Source organism: Pseudomonas sp. KH_027, from assembly GCF_057838565.1.
Genome location: NZ_CM174470.1, coordinates 1,533,727 through 1,552,019, shown reverse-complemented (window position 1 = coordinate 1,552,019; position 18,293 = coordinate 1,533,727). Strand labels below are relative to the sequence as shown.

21 protein-coding genes and 1 tRNA gene are annotated in these 18,293 nt (G+C 60.5%); 3 read left to right on the top strand and 19 right to left on the bottom strand.

The window, feature by feature from the left end:
• Position 1: 1 nt before the first annotated feature.
• Positions 2–880 (bottom strand): 4-hydroxy-tetrahydrodipicolinate synthase, encoded by an 879-nt coding sequence (gene dapA / locus AC3IYG_RS07285; RefSeq protein ID WP_489313126.1) that lies wholly within the window; start codon positions 878–880, stop codon positions 2–4.
• A 167-nt stretch (positions 881–1,047) separates the two neighbouring features.
• Between dapA and AC3IYG_RS07280 the strand changes: the two genes are divergently transcribed.
• Together AC3IYG_RS07280 and AC3IYG_RS07275 are read left to right on the top strand one after the other, a co-directional pair.
• Positions 1,048–1,608: a glycine cleavage system transcriptional repressor gene (locus AC3IYG_RS07280; RefSeq protein WP_489313125.1), complete on the top strand. Its 561-nt coding sequence runs from the start codon at positions 1,048–1,050 to the stop codon at positions 1,606–1,608.
• Between the two features lie 11 nt (positions 1,609–1,619).
• The gene (locus AC3IYG_RS07275; protein WP_489313124.1) at positions 1,620–2,093 is read left to right on the top strand and encodes a peroxiredoxin; all 474 of its coding nucleotides are present in this window, start codon (positions 1,620–1,622) and stop codon (positions 2,091–2,093) included.
• A gap of 57 nt (positions 2,094–2,150) precedes the next feature.
• Here AC3IYG_RS07275 and AC3IYG_RS07270 read toward each other — a convergent pair whose 3' ends face one another.
• A complete protein-coding gene (locus AC3IYG_RS07270) occupies positions 2,151–3,221 on the bottom strand; it encodes an AI-2E family transporter (RefSeq protein ID WP_489313123.1) in 1,071 nt (356 codons plus the stop codon).
• A gap of 48 nt (positions 3,222–3,269) precedes the next feature.
• The gene (locus tag AC3IYG_RS07265) at positions 3,270–3,521 is read right to left on the bottom strand and encodes a sulfurtransferase TusA family protein (RefSeq protein WP_489313122.1); all 252 of its coding nucleotides are present in this window, start codon (positions 3,519–3,521) and stop codon (positions 3,270–3,272) included.
• A gap of 105 nt (positions 3,522–3,626) precedes the next feature.
• Between AC3IYG_RS07265 and AC3IYG_RS07260 the strand changes: the two genes are divergently transcribed.
• Entirely contained in the window at positions 3,627–5,060 is a 1,434-nt protein-coding gene (locus AC3IYG_RS07260; RefSeq protein WP_489313121.1) for a M48 family metalloprotease, read from the top strand.
• Positions 5,061–5,115: 55 nt separating this feature from the next.
• Here AC3IYG_RS07260 and nadA read toward each other — a convergent pair whose 3' ends face one another.
• The 16 genes from nadA to aspS form a co-directional block, all read right to left on the bottom strand.
• Positions 5,116–6,174: a quinolinate synthase NadA gene (nadA, locus tag AC3IYG_RS07255; protein ID WP_489313120.1), complete on the bottom strand. Its 1,059-nt coding sequence runs from the start codon at positions 6,172–6,174 to the stop codon at positions 5,116–5,118.
• Positions 6,175–6,280: 106 nt separating this feature from the next.
• Positions 6,281–6,356 (bottom strand) — tRNA-Lys (locus AC3IYG_RS07250).
• Positions 6,357–6,413: 57 nt separating this feature from the next.
• Positions 6,414–7,088 (bottom strand): 7-cyano-7-deazaguanine synthase QueC, encoded by a 675-nt coding sequence (gene queC / locus AC3IYG_RS07245; RefSeq protein ID WP_489313119.1) that lies wholly within the window; start codon positions 7,086–7,088, stop codon positions 6,414–6,416.
• 1 nt (position 7,089) lies between these two features.
• On the bottom strand, positions 7,090–7,737 hold the full coding sequence (gene queE / locus AC3IYG_RS07240) for a 7-carboxy-7-deazaguanine synthase QueE (protein WP_489313118.1): 648 nt from the start codon (positions 7,735–7,737) through the stop codon (positions 7,090–7,092).
• Between the two features lie 119 nt (positions 7,738–7,856).
• Positions 7,857–8,669, bottom strand: a complete 813-nt coding sequence (gene ybgF, locus AC3IYG_RS07235; RefSeq protein ID WP_489313117.1) for a tol-pal system protein YbgF — start codon at positions 8,667–8,669, stop codon at positions 7,857–7,859.
• Positions 8,670–8,675: 6 nt separating this feature from the next.
• Positions 8,676–9,173: a peptidoglycan-associated lipoprotein Pal gene (pal, locus tag AC3IYG_RS07230; protein ID WP_489313116.1), complete on the bottom strand. Its 498-nt coding sequence runs from the start codon at positions 9,171–9,173 to the stop codon at positions 8,676–8,678.
• Between the two features lie 52 nt (positions 9,174–9,225).
• Complete coding sequence (tolB, locus tag AC3IYG_RS07225; RefSeq protein ID WP_489313115.1) at positions 9,226–10,476, bottom strand: Tol-Pal system beta propeller repeat protein TolB; 1,251 nt, start codon at positions 10,474–10,476, stop codon at positions 9,226–9,228.
• Between the two features lie 47 nt (positions 10,477–10,523).
• Positions 10,524–11,519: a cell envelope integrity protein TolA gene (gene tolA / locus AC3IYG_RS07220; RefSeq protein WP_489313114.1), complete on the bottom strand. Its 996-nt coding sequence runs from the start codon at positions 11,517–11,519 to the stop codon at positions 10,524–10,526.
• Positions 11,519–11,971, bottom strand: a complete 453-nt coding sequence (tolR, locus tag AC3IYG_RS07215) for a protein TolR (protein WP_489313113.1) — start codon at positions 11,969–11,971, stop codon at positions 11,519–11,521. The genes tolA and tolR overlap by 1 nt, the downstream gene beginning before the upstream one ends.
• Positions 11,972–12,013: 42 nt before the next feature.
• Positions 12,014–12,709, bottom strand: a complete 696-nt coding sequence (gene tolQ / locus AC3IYG_RS07210) for a protein TolQ (RefSeq protein WP_119955740.1) — start codon at positions 12,707–12,709, stop codon at positions 12,014–12,016.
• Positions 12,710–12,711: 2 nt separating this feature from the next.
• Positions 12,712–13,164 (bottom strand): tol-pal system-associated acyl-CoA thioesterase, encoded by a 453-nt coding sequence (ybgC, locus tag AC3IYG_RS07205; RefSeq protein WP_489313112.1) that lies wholly within the window; start codon positions 13,162–13,164, stop codon positions 12,712–12,714.
• A 105-nt stretch (positions 13,165–13,269) separates the two neighbouring features.
• Positions 13,270–14,316 (bottom strand): Holliday junction branch migration DNA helicase RuvB, encoded by a 1,047-nt coding sequence (gene ruvB / locus AC3IYG_RS07200; protein WP_489313111.1) that lies wholly within the window; start codon positions 14,314–14,316, stop codon positions 13,270–13,272.
• Positions 14,317–14,922 (bottom strand): Holliday junction branch migration protein RuvA, encoded by a 606-nt coding sequence (ruvA, locus tag AC3IYG_RS07195; RefSeq protein ID WP_489313110.1) that lies wholly within the window; start codon positions 14,920–14,922, stop codon positions 14,317–14,319. It lies immediately after the preceding gene.
• 31 nt (positions 14,923–14,953) lie between these two features.
• The gene (ruvC, locus tag AC3IYG_RS07190) at positions 14,954–15,478 is read right to left on the bottom strand and encodes a crossover junction endodeoxyribonuclease RuvC (RefSeq protein ID WP_489313109.1); all 525 of its coding nucleotides are present in this window, start codon (positions 15,476–15,478) and stop codon (positions 14,954–14,956) included.
• 139 nt (positions 15,479–15,617) lie between these two features.
• Positions 15,618–16,367, bottom strand: a complete 750-nt coding sequence (locus AC3IYG_RS07185; RefSeq protein WP_489313108.1) for a YebC/PmpR family DNA-binding transcriptional regulator — start codon at positions 16,365–16,367, stop codon at positions 15,618–15,620.
• Positions 16,368–16,493: 126 nt separating this feature from the next.
• Positions 16,494–18,269, bottom strand: a complete 1,776-nt coding sequence (aspS, locus tag AC3IYG_RS07180) for an aspartate--tRNA ligase (protein WP_489313107.1) — start codon at positions 18,267–18,269, stop codon at positions 16,494–16,496.
• Between the last annotated feature and the right edge of the window lie 24 nt (positions 18,270–18,293).

Sequence of the window (18,293 nt, the reverse complement as noted above, 5' to 3'; positions counted from 1 at the left end):
ATTAAACCAATACGCCGGTCTGGCGCAGGGCCTGACGCAGCGGTTCATGACAACGCGGACTGAGCCAGGTCAGAGGCAGGCGGATACCCTCCTGCATCAAACCCATTTCGTGCAGAGCCCATTTCACCGGGATCGGGTTGGACTCGATGAACAGCGACTTGTGCAGCGGCATCAACCGATCGTTGATCGCCCGAGCGGTGGCGGCATCGCCAGCCATGGCGGCGGCGCACAGTTCGCTCATGGCGCGCGGGGCGACGTTGGCGGTAACCGAAATATTGCCTTTGCCGCCCATCAGCATCAGCTCCACGGCCGTCGCGTCGTCGCCGGAATACACCAGGAAGTCCTTGCTGACGCGATCCAGTACTTCCTGGCCGCGCTGCAGATCGCCCGTGGCTTCTTTGATGCCGATGATGTTCGAGACTTTCGACAAGCGCTCGACAGTCTCCGGCAACATGTCGCAGACCGTACGGCCCGGCACGTTATAGAGAATCTGCGGAATCGCCACCGCCTCGGCGATATGCCGGAAGTGCTGGTACAAACCTTCCTGGGTCGGTTTGTTGTAGTACGGCGTGACCAGCAGGCAAGCGTCGGCGCCTGCATTTTTGGCGTTGCTGGTCAGCTCCACCGCTTCGCGGGTGGAGTTGGCGCCCGTACCGGCGATGACCGGGATACGCCCGGCGACCTGGGCCACCACACGACGGATCACTTCGATATGTTCGTTGACGTCTAGCGTGGCCGATTCACCCGTGGTGCCGACCGCGACAATGGCGTTGGTGCCTTCTTGCAGGTGGAAATCCACCAGTTTGCTCAGGCTGTCCCAATCGAGACGACCCTGTGCATCCATGGGCGTGACCAGTGCCACCATACTGCCCGCAATCATGCAACCGCTCCTGCCGGAAAAAGAGAGCCGTAATGGTACTGGCGCCACCTGCCTTGCACAAGCGAAGTACCGCGCTATGAGCATTCCCCTCAGCGACAGATTTCGCTAACCTTCCGGCTTTGATCGACAGTTTGACTGCCGACCGCTCATCGCTTTAGGAATGCTGCATGTCCACCCCCATAGTCCGCGAACAATTCCTTGTTATCAGTGCCCTCGGCACCAACCCCATGGAGCTGACTAATGTGCTGTGCCGCGCCAGCCATGAGAATCGCTGCGCTGTGATCAGCACGCGCCTGAGTCGCCATGGCGAGTTCAGCGCGCTGGTCCTGCAGGTGTCGGGCAGCTGGGACGCGCTGGCACGCCTGGAAGCCAGCCTGCCGACCCTGAGCAAGAAGCACAGCTTCACGGTCAGCGTGGTGCGCAGCGCCGCGGCTGAAAATCGCCCACAAGCGTTGCCGTACGTCGCCTATGTGAGCTCGGTGTACCGCCCGGATATCCTCAACGAGCTGTGCCAGTTCTTCATCGATCACAACGTCGAACTGGAAAACCTCACCTGCGACACCTACCAGGCACCGCAAACCGGCGGCACCATGCTCAATGCCACGCTCACGGTAACCTTGCCGGGCGGCACGCAAATCAGCTGGCTGCGCGATCAGTTTCTCGATTTTGCCGACGCGCTGAACCTGGATGCCCTGATCGAGCCCTGGCGTCCGCAGACGCCAACTTAAGGAAACCCTTTATGGCCATTGCACTCGACCAGCCCGTCGCGAACTTCGAAGCCCCGGCTACCAGCGGCCAGCTGATCAATCTGGCCGACCTCAAGGGTCAGCAGGTGGTGATTTACTTCTATCCGAAGGACAGCACCCCGGGCTGCACCACTGAAGGCCAAGGCTTTCGCGACCAGTACAGCGCCTTCCAGGCCGCCAATACCCTGGTGCTCGGGGTTTCCCGGGATAGCCTGAAGTCCCACGAGAACTTCAAGTGCAAGCAGGAGTTTCCCTTCGAACTGATCTCCGACAAAGACGAAGCGCTCTGTCAACTGTTCGATGTGATCAAGCTGAAAAAACTCTATGGCAAGGAATACCTGGGCATCGACCGCAGCACCTTTCTGCTCGACGCTGCCGGCGTACTGCGCCAGGAATGGCGCAGCGTAAAGGTGCCCGGCCATGTCGATGCGGTCCTGGCCGCAGCGCAAGCCCTGAACAAGGGATGAGCACACGTCGATAAAAAAAGGCCGCGCAATGCGGCCTTTTTCATTGAACCTGGGTGACTACATCAACGGCGCCACCACCGGCCCTTGCCGCGGCCAGGCGTCCAGCACCGCCTTGAACAGGGTCGCCAGCGGAATCGCAAAGAAGATCCCCCAGAACCCCCAGAGCCCGCCAAACAACAGCACTGCGCAGATGATCGCCACCGGATGCAGGTTCACCGCCTCGGCGAACAACAACGGCACCAGAACGTTGCCATCCAGCGCCTGGATCACCCCGTACACCACCATCAGGTAGATGAATTGGTCGCCCCAGCCCCACTGGAACAAAGCGATCAGCGCCACCGGCACCGTCACCACCACGGTCCCGACATAGGGCACCACCACCGACAGGCCGACCAACAGGGCGAGCAACGCCGCATAGTTCAGACCGAGCGCGATAAAGGCCACATAGGTCACGCCACCGCAGATGATGATCTCGATCGCCTTGCCACGGATGTAATTGGCGATCTGTTGATTCATTTCCCGAGCCACCCGGGTGATCAGCGTGCGCTCACGGGGCAGATAGCCACGAAACCAGCGACTGATCAATTGGCGATCCTTGAGAAAGAAGAACACCAGGATCGGCACCAGCACCAGGTAGATCATGATATTCATCAGCAGCGGCAAACTGGATAACGAAAAGGTCAGCGCCAACTGGCCAAACTTGCCGATTTCGCTGCGCACCACCTCAATGGTTTGCAGCACTTGCTCATCCGACACCAGGTGCGGGTAACGCTCCGGCAACACGAGGAGCAAGGACTGCCACTTGCCGAGCATGCCCGGCACCTCGTTGAACAGCGCGATCAACTGCTGCCACAGCAACGGCACCAGAACCAGCATCAGCATGCCCAGCAGCCCGATGAACAAAGCGAACACCAGCCACACCGCCCCCACTCGCGGCAGCCGCAAGCGCACCAGAACGCGCACCAGCCCCTGCATCAGGAACGCCAGCACCAGCCCCGCCAGTACCGGCGCGAGCATGCCACCCAGCGTCAGCACTGCGGTGAAACCCAGAACCAACAACACCGCCAGGACCACCGCTTCCTCATCGGAGAAATAGCGCTGAACCCAATCGCGTAGCACCTTAAACATCAGAATTCCTTCGATACGCCCAAGCACCGCGTCGGGCAGAAGCGCGCGTCACGCCTTGCGCAGCCAATAGCGATACACACCGCCCGCGCATTCCTCATGCAGCAGCACATGCCCGGCCAAGCGCGCGAAGGCGCGAAAGTCACGCTGCGAACCGGCATCGGTAGCCGTCACCTTGAGCACCGCACCACTGGGCAGGCGATTGAGTTCGAGTTTGGCCTTCAGTAACGGCAGCGGACAATTCAGGCCGCTGGCGTCCAGCTCAGCATCGCAGGCGCTAACCCACTGTTCAGCGTCGATCATTAATCAGTCTCCTGGCAGGCACTTAGGATACCGAGGCGGCACAACCCTGGCCAGCCGACCGCCAGGGCGGCTACAGTAGCCACTTTGCCGCCAAGAGCTTCGTGCATGAATCTTCTGCGCCCTACTCTGTTGACGCTTGCCTGTCTGCTCGCCTCTCCCGCCATCGCCGACGACCTGCCATCACTGGGCGACTCCAGCTCATCGATCGTTTCACCGGAGCAGGAATACCAGCTCGGCCGCGCCTGGCTGAGCATGCTGCGCGGGCAGGTCAGCCAGCTGAACGATCCGCAGCTCAAAGACTTCGTCGAAAGCAGCGTCTACAGCCTGTCGGAAACCAGCGAGCTGCATGACCATCGGCTGGTGTTCGTCCTGATCAAGGACCCGCAGATCAACGCCTTCGCCGCTCCCGGCGGGGTTATTGGCGTCAATGGCGGCCTGTTCCTCTACGCGCAGACCGAAGCCGAATATGCCGCGGTACTCGCCCACGAACTCGGCCACTTGAGCCAGCGCCACTTCGCCCGCGGCATCGAGGCCCAGCAGAAAATGCAGGTGCCGATGATGGCCGCCATGCTCGCCGGGATCATCGCCGCCGCAGCCGGTGCTGGCGACGCCGGCATGGCCACGATCATGGGCACCCAGGCCGCCGCCATCCAGAGCCAGCTGCGTTTCTCGCGGCAGAACGAGCAGGAAGCCGACCGCGTCGGCGTGGTCAATCTGGAACGGGCCGGTTACGACCCGCGCGCCATGCCGAACATGTTTGAGCGCATGGCGCGGCAATATCGCTACGACAAACGCCCGCCCGAATTCCTGCTGACGCACCCGGTCACCGAGTCGCGCATCGCCGATACCCGCAACCGCGCCGAACAATTCACCCAGGGCGGGCGCGAAGACACCCTGCGCTATCAACTGATGCGCGCACGCGTGCAACTGACCTTCGAAGAGACTCCCGGAATCGCCGGCAAGCGCTTTCGCGCCATGCTCGAGGACGACCCCACGCTCGACGCCGCTCGTTATGGCCTGGCACTGGCACAGATCAAGAACGGCCAACTCAACGAAGCCCGCAGCGGCCTGCAGACGCTGCTGGCGAAAGCGCCCAACGACGTGACCTACAACCTCGCACAGATCGACCTGGACATCACCTCCAATCGCCTGCCAGATGCGCAACAGCGCGCCCAGCGGCTACTGAAGCTGTACCCGGACAACTACCCGCTGAAACAGGCCAACATCGACCTGCTGCTCAAGCAGAACCAGGCCGGCAATGCACAAAAGGCGCTCGAAGACCTGCTGAAAAGCCGCACCAACGACCCTGACGTCTGGTACCAGGTGGCCGAAACCCGCGGCCTGTCCGGCGACATCATCGGCCTGCACCAGGCGCGCGCCGAGTACTTTGCCCTGGTCGCCGATTACGACCAGGCGATCGAACAGCTCGACTTCGCCAAACGCCGCGCCATCAACAATTTCCCCTTGGCCTCGCGCATCGACGCCCGACAGAAAGAGATGCTCGAACAACAACGCCTGCTCAAACAGCTGATGCGCTGAAAATCCAGACGAAAAAAAGCCCGGTCGTTACCGGGCTTTTTTTCGTCTGTCAGGCTCAGGCGTTGCCGGCCAGCTTCAGGCGCGCAGCCTGGGTAAAGTCGAGCATGCGCTTGAGCGGCTGCAGCGCCCGCGGGATCAGCGCCGGGTCGACGAAGATCTCGTTGCTGCCCTCACGCAGGCACTGCAACGTGCGCTCCAGGGTGTTCATCGCCATCCACGGGCAATGCGCGCAACTGCGGCAGGCCGCGCCATTGCCGGCGGTTGGGGCCTCGATGAAGACCTTGTCCGGGCACAGCTGCTGCATCTTGTAGAAGATGCCGCGATCGGTGGCGACGATAAAGGTTTTGTTCGGCAGCGTCTGCGCCGCCTTGATCAACTGGCTGGTGGAACCGACCGCATCGGCCAGGTCGATCACCGACTCAGGCGACTCGGGATGCACCAGAATCGCCGCATCCGGGTACAACGCCTTCATGTCTTCCAGCTGCTTGGACTTGAACTCTTCATGGACGATGCAGGCACCATCCCAGAGCAGCATGTCGGCCCCGGTTTCACGCTGAATGTAGCGGCCCAGGTGCTTGTCCGGCGCCCAGATGATCTTCTCGCCGTTATCCATCAGGCTTTCGACGATCTCCAGCGCACAACTGGATGTCACCACCCAATCGGCCCGCGCCTTCACCGCTGCCGAGGTGTTGGCATACACCACCACGGTACGCTCGGGGTGCTGATCGCAAAAAGCCGAGAATTCTTCGACCGGGCAACCCAGATCGAGCGAACAGGTCGCTTCCAGCGTCGGCATCAGCACGCGCTTTTCCGGGTTGAGGATTTTGGCCGTCTCGCCCATGAAACGCACGCCCGCCACCAGCACGGTTTGCGCCGGGTGCTGATTGCCGAAACGGGCCATTTCCAGGGAATCGGAAACGCAGCCGCCGGTTTCTTCGGCCAAGGCCTGGATCACCGGATCGCAATAGTAATGCGCGACCAGCACTGCATCCCGAGCCTTGAGCTCGGCGGCAATGGCGGTGCGATAGTGGGCTTCTTCGGCGGCGGTCAGCGCTTTGGGCTGTTTCGCGTCGAGATGGGCTTGAACAAGGAGACGTTCGGAAATCTGCGTCATGTTCGCGGACCTGTAAGCGCTGTGCGCGACAGTCGAGTATACCCTGCCGAACCTGCGAGACAAGATTCGGTGCGAAGGTACGGGAGAAGTGTTGCGAGGGAGAAAATGGTGGGTCGTGTGGGATTCGAACCTACGACCAATTGGTTAAAAGCCAACTGCTCTACCAACTGAGCTAACGACCCGACAGGTGTGCATAATACTGATTTAATTCACAAAATCAACACCATGCGATAAATAAATCAGCCATATCGAGTCGGGTCGGCTACTCCGGCATTGGCAAAACCGGCCGCCCGCAGACGGCAGCTGTCGCATTTGCCACACGCCCGACCTTCGTCGTCGGCCTGATAGCAGGACACGGTCAAGCCGTAGTCGACGCCATGCCGCAGGCCCGCCTGGACGATCTCGGCCTTGCTCATGTGCTGCAACGGCGCACAGATGCGAAAGCCCTGCCCTTCGACGCCCGCCTTGGTCGCCAGATTGGCCATGCGCTCGAAAGCCTCGATGAATTCGGGGCGGCAATCCGGATAGCCGGAGTAGTCCACCGCATTGACACCGATAAAGATATCGCGCGCGCCCAACACTTCAGCCCAGCCCAGCGCCAGCGACAGGAACACGGTATTGCGGGCCGGCACGTAGGTCACCGGAATACCTTCGGCCGAGCTTTCCGGCACGGCGATCGAGGCGTCGGTCAAAGCCGAGCCGCCAATCCCATTGAGGTTCAAACCAATGACTTTGTGCTCGATCACGCCCAGTTGTCGCGCCACGCGCTCGGCCGCCTGCAACTCGGAACGATGGCGCTGGCCATAGTCGAAGCTCATGCTGTAGCAGGCATAGCCCTCAGCCTTGGCCAACGCCACCACGGTGGCGGAGTCGAGGCCGCCGGAGAGCAGAATTACCGCTTTCTTGTCTGTCATGTCAGTGCCCCGGCGCATCGTTCCAAAGAATTTTATGCAACTGCATCTGCAGGCGCACCGGCAGATTGTCAGCAACTATCCAGTCAGCCAGCACACGCGCTTCCAACTGATGATGACTTGGCGAGAACAGCACCTCACCGGCGCGGTCCTGCAGGCGATACTGGATCAGCTTGGAGACCGCCCAGTCGTAGTCCTCACGCGAGCAGATGACGAATTTGACCTGATCATTGGCGGTCAGGAACTCGATGTTCTCGTAGCGATTGCGCGCAACTTCGGCAGAGCCCGGGGTCTTCAAATCGACCACCTTGCTCACCCGCGGGTCGACCGCCGAAACATCCAGCGCCCCACTGGTCTCCAGCGAAACCTCATAGCCGGCATCACACAGACGCTCGAGCAGTGGAATGCAGTTGGGCTGGGCCAGCGGCTCGCCACCGGTCACGCAGATATAGCGCGGCCGGAAACTGGCGATGCGCTCGAGAATAGCCTCGAGGCTCATCAGCTCGCCGCCATTGAAGGCATAAGCGGTGTCGCAGTACTGGCAGCGCAGAGGGCAACCAGTCAGGCGGACGAACACGGTCGGCAAGCCGGCGGTGCGTGTCTCGCCCTGCAACGAGTAGAAAATCTCGGTAATGCGCAGGTTTTTTTGCATATCAGCCACGGGCGTGACGGCGAAACAGGCCATCCGCCTCCGTTGCGGGAATTGGGGGCGCCGATTCTAACGAAAAAACCCGCGCCAGGCGCGGGTTTTCTTGAACCTCGAATCAGCTTTCAGAGCCGCTGCAGATCGCGCTGCGCCAACTGCGCCGCTGAAGTGCCGGGAAACTGGCTGACCACTTGCTGCAAAATACCCTTGGCTTTATCGGCATGCCCAAGGCGCTGCTCGACGTCGGCCAGCTTGTACAGCGAGTCAGGCACCTTGGGGTGGCTCGGATACAGCTGGCTTACCTTGGCAAACGCCTGACCGGCACCTTGCAGATCACCCTTGGTCAGGTTCACTTCGCCCAGCCAGTACTGCGCATTACCGGCGTACTGGCTGTTCGGGTACTTGCGCAGGAACGCGCCAAAAGCCTGGCTGGCCTTGTCGAAATCCTTGGCTTTGATCAGGTCGAAGGCAGCGTCGTAGTAGAGCTTTTCCTTCGCCGGATCGCCCGGCTCGTTGCTCGCCGCAGCGGGTGCCGCAGGCTGAGTCGGAGTGCCGCCGGCATCTACAGCACCGGTTGCAGCGGAATCTTGGGGGGCTGGAGCGCCAGTTGCGCCGCCGGCCAAACGTCGATCGAGGTCTTGATAACGCTCCAGGCCTTCTTGCTTCAGGCGCTGAATCTCGTTTTGCTGCTCCTCGACCATGCCGCGCAGTCGCGCGACCTCTTCTTGCATTTGTTGCAGCTGCATGAACAGCTCACCCTGTGCCGAAGTCGGGGCCGTAACCCCTCCCCCGGCATAGGCGCCGGACGTGCCATAACCAGCAGGCGGATAACTACTGCTGCCATAACCGGCATTGTCATCCACCACAGGAACCTCAGCCCAGGCCGCAAGCGGCAGGCTGAGAGCCAAAACGGTCAAAGCACGACGGCACGTACGCATGGCGAATTACTTACGCAGTTCGACGCGACGGTTTTGAGCCCAGGACTGCTCGTCGTTGCCAGTGGCAACCGGACGCTCTTCGCCGTAGGACACCAGCTCAGCTTGAGCCGGGGAAACGCCTTGCAGCACCAGGTAGCGCTGAACGGCTTTCGCACGACGCTCGCCCAGAGCCATGTTGTACTCGCGGGTGCCGCGTTCGTCGGTGTTGCCTTCCAGAACGACGCGAGCGCCATTGCCTTTCAGGTCTTTAGCGTGAACGTCCAGAGCGCGCATGGCTTCCGGCTTCAGGTCGGAGCTGTCGTACTCGAAGTAGAAAGTAGTGATAGCGCGCAGAGCAGCTTCTTCGCTCAGGCTGCCATCTACAGCACCGCTGTTGGCGCCGTAGCCAGCGTTCGGATCGACAGCGCCTTCGCCAGCGGTGTCGCCGCCTTTGGAGGAGCAACCAACAGCTACAGCCATGGCCAGAGCCAGCGCAGCGAACTTACCAAATTTCAACATTTCCATAATAAAACTCCTAATGACCCCAGTTGTGTTAAGTAAAAGGTTTTGCGCCGCGTCAGTTCAGGTAGGGCGACCAGGATGGCTCTCGGATTTCGCCTTGCGCGGTTGGAATCGGGAGTTTCACTCGTCCATTGATGGAAGCGAGTATCAAGACGCCACGGCCCTGCTGGCGGGTCGCGTAGATTACCATGGTGCCGTTGGGCGCGACAGTGGGCGACTCGTCAAGACTGGTGTCGGAGAGAATCCGCACATTGCCCCGCTGCAGATCCTGAGCCGCTACTTTGAAGTTGGTGAAACCGTCCTGGCGGTGAATCATCACCAGGGTCTTTTCGTCTGCCGAGAGCTTCGGGTTGGCGTTGTAGTTACCGACGAAGGTCACGCGCTGTGGTTCGCCACCACCGATACGGGTCTTGTAGACCTGCGGTTTACCGGCACGATCCGAGGTGAAATAGATTGTCTGGCCATCCGCGCCCCAGAACGGTTCTGTATCGATGGCGAAATGATTGGTCACGCGGGTCAATTGGCGCGACCCCAGGTCCATCACGTAGATTTCCGGGTTGCCGTCCTTGGACAGCACGAAAGCCAGGCGATTGCCATCCGGGGAAAAGGCCGGCGCACCGTTCAAGCCCTCGAAATTGGTGATCTGCTCGCGACGCCCCGTATCGATGTGCTGAATGAAGATACGCGGACGCTTCTGCTCGAACGACACATAGGCGATGCGCTTGCCATCGCTGGCGAAGCGCGGCGAAAGAATCGGCTCGCGCGACTGCAGCAAGGTCACCGCGCGGGCACCGTCATAGTCGGAGCGCTGCAGGGTGAAGCGGGTATTGCTGACCGAAAAGCGCTCAGCGGTGACGTACAGCATCCGCGTGGAGAACGCGCCCTTGATGCCCGTGAGCTTCTCGAACGATTGATCAGCGATGTAGTGCGCCATGTCGCGCAGTTGATCGGTGCTGCCGCCAACGCTGCCGGTCAGCACTTGCTGCTCGGTGGCCACGTTGAACAAGGCGTATTGGATCTGCAGACCGCCGCCGCTGGGCGCTATGCTGCCGACCAGTACGTATTGGGCGCCCAGAGCCTTCCAGTCGCGGAAAATCACTTCGCTGGCCTGAGTCGGCAAGCTGATCATGTTTTGCCGCGGAATCGGCTCGAAAGTACCGGAGTTGCGCAGGTCCTTGCCGACGATATCGGCCATGTCCTCCGGCAACAGCGTTCCGCCTTGCCAGCCGAAAGGCACGACAGCCACTGGAATGGCCCGGTCGGAGCCACTGGTGACCAGAATGTTCTTTTCTTCCGCAACCGCCATTCCGGCCGCGCAGCAAAGAACCACAAGCAATCCTCGAAGAATGTTGATCACAACGCTAAATCCTCAGGTGTGAAGGTCATCTTGAATGAACGATAAGGGTTGAAGTCCGCGGGACTCAAACCCTGCATCTCTACGAGCCGGCCAATATTCTTGACCGCCGCAACAGCTGAACTGTCGAATGGCGCATTACCGCTGGAGCGTGCCACGCCTACGCTGGTAATGGTGCCATCGGGCAACATGGTGATCTGCAGCACCACCGTCATGCCATTGCTGGCACCCGGCGGTCGGGTCCAACCCTCCGCCGCACGCATCCGGATCAGGTCATCGAAGTTACCCGAAACCTGATCGCCGATCTCGTCGCCGAGCGCCGCTTGCCGTTCGGTATCCTCGGACAACAACTCCGCCAGCGCTTGCGCCTTCTTGTCCTCGGCGGCCTTGCGGGCAGCCTCGGCGGCCTTTTTCTTGGTGGCTTCGGCAGCCGCTTTCTTTTTCGCGTCTGCGGCTTTTTTCGCATCGGCGACGGCTTTTTTCTTCGCCGCCTCGGCATCAGCCTTCTTTTTGGCCTCTTCTGCCGCTTTCTTTTTCTCTTCTTCGCTTTTCTTTTTCGCGATATCGGCCAATTTCTTTTCTTCGGCCTTCTTCGCTTCTTCAGCTTTCTTGGTCTCGGTGGCTTTCTTTGCTTCCTCAACCTTTTCGGCTTCTTCGGCCTTTTGAGCTTCCTCGGCTTTCTTTTGTTCCGCCGCCTTGGCCGCGACCTGTTTTTCCTGCTCGACCTTCTTCGCTTCCAGCTGCTCGACTTCGTACTGTTTGGCAGCCGTTTTCTTCGCCTCACCGGCGATTTTCTGGTTGGTCTGCACGGTGGCCGGGCTTTTCGACTTCAGCTCGTAGAGCGTGGCCTGAACAATCGGCCTGGCTGGCGGCAACTCTGGCGTGAAGGCGAAGCTGACGAACAGCATGGCAAATATCAGGACGTGGAAACCCACCGCCCAGATGCTAGGCCAGAAGTAGCTTTCCGAAGAAGAGCGCTCGCGCTGCTGCTGCATTACGGCGCCTCTGTAATCAGGCCGACATTACCCACGCCAGCCTGCTGCAGCCCGCCCATGGCCGCCATCACGGAGCCATAATCCACGCTTTTGTCGCCACGAATGAACACCTGGGTCTGCTTACCCTGGCTACGGCTCTGGTTCATGATCGCCGTCACGGCCTTGGTCATGTCCGGCAGGGTCAGGGCTTTGGCCTGTTGCTTGTCGGTATCCACTTCACTGCCCAGATTCCAGTAATAGGTCTTGTCGGCCTTGATCGAAATGGTCAGCACCTGGGTGTTGTTGTCCTGCGGCAAGGCCTCGCTGGAGACCTTGGGCAGATCGACCTTGACGCCCTGGTTGAGCATCGGGGCAGTCACCATGAAGATCACCAGCAACACCAACATCACGTCGATGTAGGGCACCACGTTCATCTCGGCGACTGGTTTACGTCTCTTGCGAATACGGGCCATTAGTTAAAACCTTTCCATAAAGCCAGCAGAGAAACCGGCGTCTCAGTCGTCGCTGGTGTGCACTTTGCGGTGCAGGATGGCTTGGAATTCGTCGGCGAAGGTGTAGTAACGACCGATCAACGTCTCACCGCGCGCGGCAAAGCGGTTGTAGGCGATTACCGCCGGAATGGCCGCGAACAGGCCGATTGCCGTGGCGATCAGGGCCTCGGCAATGCCCGGAGCAACCGTGGCGAGGGTCGCTTGCTGGGCGGAAGCCAGGCCACGGAAGGAGTTCATGATCCCCCAGACGGTACCGAACAGGCCGATGTAAGGGCTGGTGGAACCCACGGTGGCGAGGAACGGCAGGCTCTGCTCGAGCTTTTCTTCTTCGCGGGAAATCGCCACGCGCATCGCGCGGTTCACCCCATCCATCACCGCATCCGGATCGACACCCGGCTGCTGGCGCAAGCGCGAGAACTCCTTGAAGCCGCCGCGGAAGATCTGCTCGACGCCGGAATCCGGATCAGGGTTGCTACCCGCCTGACGGTACAGTTTGGACAGGTCGATGCCCGACCAGAAACGCTCCTCGAAGCTCTCCAGCGAACGGCGCGCCGCACGAATCATCGTGCTGCGCTGGAAAATCATGATCCATGAGGTAACCGATGCGGCTACCAGGATCAACATGACCAGCTGTACCACGATGCTGGCATTGCTGATCAGGCTCCACATGGAGGTATGGTCGACGACGTTGGCTTCCACGCTTAATCTCCTGCTTTAGATGTACCCGCGCCGCTCAGGCCGGCAAAGGCCGCACGCAAAGCTTCGGGAATGGCCCGGGGTTTCAAACTGTCGGCGCGCACACAGGCCACCAGGAACTGCCCTTCACAGAGCAGTGCATCATCCGTTGCCCGCCGAACCTGTTGACGAAAGCGCAGGCTGGCACGGTTTAATTCGATTACTTCGGCAGTGACCAGCAGCTCATCATCCAGCCGCGCCGGCGCGTGATAGCGCGCTTCGCTGGAATGCACGACGAACAACAGATTCTCCCCCGCCAGCTGTGACTGGGCAAAGCCCAGATCGCGCAGCCGCTCGGTACGAGCCCGCTCCATAAACTTAAGGTAATTGACGTAGTAAACGATGCCGCCGGCATCCGTGTCCTCGTAATAAACGCGACAAGGATGTGCGAACGACTCAAGCTCATTTTGCGCGCGCATACTCTAGTGCTTACTCCCCGGGTTGCCAATCAGGCTCGACAACTGTTTTTCGACTATCTGCCTCATGCACCCTCAATCAAGCAGGTGTATTTTGCAGTTTTAAGGTCACTCGTCGGCAAACAAATCAGCCGTCGGCAACTCACCCATGCGTTTGGGCACATTCAAACCAAAATGCAGGTACGCATGCCGGGTCACTACCCGCCCCCGTGGGGTCCGCATGATATAGCCCTGCTGGATCAGATAAGGTTCCAGCACGTCTTCAATGGTATGCCGCTCCTCGCTGATGGCCGCCGCCAGGCTGTCGATACCCACCGGACCACCGTCGAATTTTTCGATCATGGTCAGCAGCAGCCGGCGATCCTGATGATCGAAACCGTGCTCATCGACATCCAGCAAGTTCAGCGCCAGATCGGCAATCGGCCGCGTGATATGGCCCTGGGCGCGCACTTCGGCGAAATCCCGCACGCGGCGTAGCAGGCGGTTGGCGATCCGTGGCGTGCCACGGGCACGCCGGGCAATTTCGTAGCCACCTTCGGGGTCGAGCGGTAAGCCGAGGATAGCCGCCGAACGCCCGACGATGGTGGCCAGGTCGGGGATGCTATAGAACTCCAGGCGCTGCACGATACCGAAACGGTCGCGCAGCGGGTTGGTCAGCATGCCGGCCCGCGTCGTCGCGCCGATCAGGGTGAAGGGTGGCAGATCGAGTTTGATCGAGCGCGCCGCCGGGCCTTCGCCGATCATGATGTCGAGCTGGAAATCCTCCATCGCCGGATACAGCACTTCTTCGACTATCGGCGAGAGGCGGTGAATTTCATCGATAAACAGCACATCGCCCGGTTCCAGATTAGTCAGCATCGCCGCCAGGTCGCCCGGGCGCTCCAACACCGGACCGGAGGTGCTTTTGATCGAAACGCCCATTTCCTGGGCGACGATATTGGCCAGGGTGGTCTTACCCAAGCCCGGCGGGCCAAAAATCAGGGTGTGATCCAGGGCTTCGCTGCGCCCCTTGGCCGCCTGAATGAAGAGCTCCATCTGCTCGCGCACTTTCGGCTGGCCGATGTATTCCGCCAGCCGCAATGGACGAATAGCCCGGTCCAACTGTTCATCGCGGTCGCGGCCAGTAGCCGTAATCAGCCGGTCGGCATCTATCACTTAAACCATTCCTTTCAATGAACGACGGATCAACTCTTCGCTACTCAAGCCTTCTTCCTGCACCGCAGACACCGCGCGGCTTGCCTCCTGAGGCTTGAAGCCGAGGGAAATCAGTGCGCTCACCGCGTCACTCTCCGCGCTTGAGACTGCGCCGCCCATACGAGGTTCAACCACCAGCGTGGCGATGCCTGGCATGGTTTCCCAGGCCTTGAAGCGGTCTTTCAACTCGACCAGCAAACGTTCTGCGGTTTTTTTGCCGACGCCGGGGATCTTCACCAGCACGGAGGTATCTTGCGCCTGTACGCAGCGTACCAGCTCATCCACTTCCAAACCGGACATCAGCGCCAATGCCAGCTTGGGTCCCACGCCATTGAGCCGGATCAGCTCGCGAAACAGCTCACGCTCGCGCTTCTCGCTGAAGCCATAGAGCAAATGTGCGTCCTCACGCACCACCAGATGGGTGTGCAAGGTCAGCGGCTCGCCGACGGACGGCAACCGGTAAAGGGTGGTCATCGGCACTTCCAGTTCATAGCCGATACCGTTCACGTCGATAACCAGATGTGGCGGCTGTTTTTCCACCAAGGTGCCGCGCAGGCGTCCAATCACGGGTTCACTTCCTTAATAAAAAGCCACGGCATTACAACCTGAGCCGGCCGCCGCGACTGCGTGCGCCAGCCAAACCATGGGGAATCAGACTTGAGCGGGTGTGCGCATGGCACAAGGCAATCGCCAAGGCATCGGAGGCATCGATCTGCGGCTTCTGCGTCAGCTTCAGCAGGTGCATCACCATCAACTGCACTTGCTGCTTGTCCGCACCACCGGTTCCCGCAATCGCCTGCTTGACCTGGGTCGCCGTGTACTCGGCAATTTCCAGCCCCTCCTCCGCCGCCGCAACGATGGCGGCGCCACGCGCCTGCCCGAGTTTGAGTGCCGAGTCGGCATTCTTGGCCATGAACACCTGCTCGATACCCATGGTTACCGGGCCGTAGGTCTGAATGACCTCGCGCACACCGCGAAAAACGATCTGCAGCCGCTCATGCAAAGCCCCGGCGCCAGTACGAATGCAGCCTGAGGCCACGTATTCGCAGCCGCGGCCGATATCGCGCACCACGCCGTAGCCGGTGATACGTGAACCAGGGTCGATACCGAGAATAAGAGTCATAGCGCCCGCAGCTTGAAGTTGATGCCCAATGCCAAGCAACCCGTGCTCGGCAGCTTAAAGGCAGAAGCCGGAGGCGCAAAGCGGCGTGATGCTCACGCCCTTGCGTCTCCGGCTCCAGGGATACCGCCAGCAGTCCGGTCTAGCCGAGCTGCTCCATGATTTCATCTGGAATTTCGGCGTTGAAGTAGACGTTCTGCACATCATCCAGGTCTTCAAGCATGTCGATCAGCTTGAGCACCTTTTGTGCGGCTTCCAGATCGGCCAGCTCAACCGCGATCGAAGGGATCATGCTGATCTCCGCCTCCTCCCCCTTGAAACCAGCCACCTGCAACGCCTCATTCACCGAAATGAAGTCGACGAAGCTGGTGAACACGTCGATCGAGCCATCGTCATTAGTCACCACATCATCGGCGCCGGCTTCCAGCGCCGCATTCATCAGGGCATCTTCATCCACACCCGGCGCGAAGCTGATCTGCCCCTTGCGATCGAACATATAGGCCACCGAGCCGTCGGTACCCAGGTTGCCGCCGCACTTGGTGAACGCATGCCGCACGGCGGCAGCCGTCCGGTTACGGTTATCGGTCATCGCTTCGACAATCACCGCTACACCGTTGGGTGCATACCCCTCATAACTCAACTCTTCGACTTTCGTGTCATCGTCGGCACCCACGCCGCGCGCGATCGCCCGGTCGATGGTGTCACGGGTCATGTTGGCGCCAAGCGCCTTATCCACCGCCAGGCGCAAGCGCGGGTTATCCGCGGGCAACCCACCGCCTTGGCTCGCAGCGATAGTCAATTCGCGAATCAGCTTGGTGAAAATCTTGCCTTTCTTGGCGTCCTGCCGCCCTTTACGATGCTTGATGTTGGCCCATTTGGAATGACCAGCCATAACGCACTCCGCACTTTCTGATGCCTCGAATCTCCCCTCTCCCGCTTGCGGGTTAGGGGCCGGGGGAGAGGGAAAACAGCGAACACCTCTCCCTAACCCTCTCCTTGAGAGAGAGGGAACTACCCCTTATTCCGCTTTTGGCTGTTCGCGCAGGCGAATGTGCAGTTCGCGCAAAGCCTTGGCGTCCACCAGGCCCGGCGCCTGAGTCATGACGCAGGCGGCACTCTGGGTTTTCGGGAAGGCGATCACTTCGCGGATCGACTGGGCACCGGTCATCAACATCACCAGACGGTCGAGACCGAAAGCCAGGCCACCGTGGGGCGGCGCACCGTATTTCAACGCATCGAGCAGGAAGCCGAACTTCTCCTGCTGCTCGTCTTCGCTGATGCCGAGCACGCGGAACACGGTCTGCTGCATGGCCCGGTCGTGGATACGGATCGAACCGCCACCCAGTTCGGTACCGTTCAGCACCATGTCATAGGCGCGCGACAGCGCGGCGGCCGGGTTGGCTTCCAGCTCTGCCGGGCTGCACTTGGGCGCGGTGAACGGGTGATGCATGGCCGTGAGGCTGCCATCGTCGTTCTCTTCGAACATCGGGAAGTCGACGACCCACATCGGCGCCCACTCGCAGGTCAGCAGGCTGAGGTCGTGACCCAGCTTGATCCGCAGCGCGCCCAGGGCTTCGCTGACGACCTTGGCCTTGTCGGCGCCGAAAAACACGATGTCGCCGTCGACCGCGCCGACGCGATCGAGGATCACATTGAGGTTGTCCAGCGGAATGTTCTTGACGATCGGCGATTGCAGGCCTTCGACGCCATTGGCGCGCTCGTTGACCTTGATGTAAGCCAGACCGCGGGCGCCGTAGATGCCGACGAATTTGGTGTAATCATCGATCTGCTTGCGCGGCATGCTCGCGCCACCGGGTACGCGCAGGGCCGCAACGCGGCACTTCGGATCGTTGGCCGGGCCGCTGAACACCTTGAAGTCGACCGCTTGCAGCTGATCGGCCACGTCCACCAGCTCCAGCGGGTTACGCAGGTCCGGCTTGTCGGAACCATAACGGCGCATGGCTTCGGCCAGGGTCATGTGCGGCAACTCGCCAAACTCGACGTCCAGCACCTCCTTGAACAGCTGGCGAATCATCTTCTCGGTGATGGCCATGATGTCGGCCTCATCGAGGAAGCTGGTCTCGATGTCGATCTGAGTGAACTCAGGCTGGCGGTCGGCACGCAGGTCTTCGTCGCGGAAACACTTGGCGATCTGGTAGTAGCGGTCGAAGCCGGCCACCATCAGCAGTTGCTTGAACAGCTGCGGCGACTGCGGCAAGGCGAAGAAGCTACCGGCATGGGTGCGGCTCGGCACCAAATAGTCACGCGCACCTTCAGGGGTGGCGCGGGTGAGGATCGGTGTTTCCACATCGAGGAAGCCGTTCTCGTCCAGGTAACGACGAATGCTGCTGGTGATGCTCGAACGCAGCTTCAGCTTGGCGGCCATTTCCGGACGACGCAGGTCGATAAAGCGATAGCGCAGGCGGGTTTCTTCGCCAACGTCGGAGTATTCGTTGAGCGGGAACGGCGGGGTTTCCGCTTCGTTCAGCACTTCCAGCTCGTAGCCAAGCACTTCGATAGCACCGGAGGCCATGTTGGCATTGCCGGCACCGGCGGGACGCAGGCGTACCTTGCCGGTGATCTTGACGACATATTCACTGCGCACACGGTCAGCGACGGCGAACGTGTCAGCGCGATCCGGGTCGAACACCACCTGGGCCAGACCTTCACGGTCACGGATGTCGAGGAAGATCACCCCGCCGTGGTCACGACGGCGATGGACCCAGCCGCACAGGGTGATTTCTTGACCGTCCAGGCTCTCGTTCAGTTGGCCGCAATAATGGCTGCGCATCATGATGGTGGTTTCGCTTCTCGTAAT

Excerpts from the sequence above, each read along its gene's own strand:
- queE (WP_489313118.1), bottom strand. The coding sequence starts at position 7,737 with ATGCAAAAAAACCTGCGCATTACCGAGATTTTCTACTCGTTGCAGGGC.
- dapA (WP_489313126.1), bottom strand. The coding sequence starts at position 880 with ATGATTGCGGGCAGTATGGTGGCACTGGTCACGCCCATGGATGCACAG.
- tolR (WP_489313113.1), bottom strand. The coding sequence starts at position 11,971 with ATGGCCCGTATTCGCAAGAGACGTAAACCAGTCGCCGAGATGAACGTG.
- tolB (WP_489313115.1), bottom strand. The coding sequence starts at position 10,476 with ATGGCGGTTGCGGAAGAAAAGAACATTCTGGTCACCAGTGGCTCCGAC.
- aspS (WP_489313107.1), bottom strand. The coding sequence starts at position 18,269 with ATGATGCGCAGCCATTATTGCGGCCAACTGAACGAGAGCCTGGACGGT.
- ybgC (WP_489313112.1), bottom strand. The coding sequence starts at position 13,164 with ATGCGCGCGCAAAATGAGCTTGAGTCGTTCGCACATCCTTGTCGCGTT.
- pal (WP_489313116.1), bottom strand. The coding sequence starts at position 9,173 with ATGGAAATGTTGAAATTTGGTAAGTTCGCTGCGCTGGCTCTGGCCATG.
- AC3IYG_RS07265 (WP_489313122.1), bottom strand. The coding sequence starts at position 3,521 with ATGATCGACGCTGAACAGTGGGTTAGCGCCTGCGATGCTGAGCTGGAC.
- ybgF (WP_489313117.1), bottom strand. The coding sequence starts at position 8,669 with ATGCGTACGTGCCGTCGTGCTTTGACCGTTTTGGCTCTCAGCCTGCCG.
- AC3IYG_RS07270 (WP_489313123.1), bottom strand. The coding sequence starts at position 3,221 with ATGTTTAAGGTGCTACGCGATTGGGTTCAGCGCTATTTCTCCGATGAG.
- AC3IYG_RS07280 (WP_489313125.1), top strand. The coding sequence starts at position 1,048 with ATGTCCACCCCCATAGTCCGCGAACAATTCCTTGTTATCAGTGCCCTC.
- ruvC (WP_489313109.1), bottom strand. The coding sequence starts at position 15,478 with ATGACTCTTATTCTCGGTATCGACCCTGGTTCACGTATCACCGGCTAC.
- AC3IYG_RS07275 (WP_489313124.1), top strand. The coding sequence starts at position 1,620 with ATGGCCATTGCACTCGACCAGCCCGTCGCGAACTTCGAAGCCCCGGCT.
- AC3IYG_RS07185 (WP_489313108.1), bottom strand. The coding sequence starts at position 16,367 with ATGGCTGGTCATTCCAAATGGGCCAACATCAAGCATCGTAAAGGGCGG.
- nadA (WP_489313120.1), bottom strand. The coding sequence starts at position 6,174 with ATGACGCAGATTTCCGAACGTCTCCTTGTTCAAGCCCATCTCGACGCG.
- AC3IYG_RS07260 (WP_489313121.1), top strand. The coding sequence starts at position 3,627 with ATGAATCTTCTGCGCCCTACTCTGTTGACGCTTGCCTGTCTGCTCGCC.
- tolA (WP_489313114.1), bottom strand. The coding sequence starts at position 11,519 with ATGCAGCAGCAGCGCGAGCGCTCTTCTTCGGAAAGCTACTTCTGGCCT.
- queC (WP_489313119.1), bottom strand. The coding sequence starts at position 7,088 with ATGACAGACAAGAAAGCGGTAATTCTGCTCTCCGGCGGCCTCGACTCC.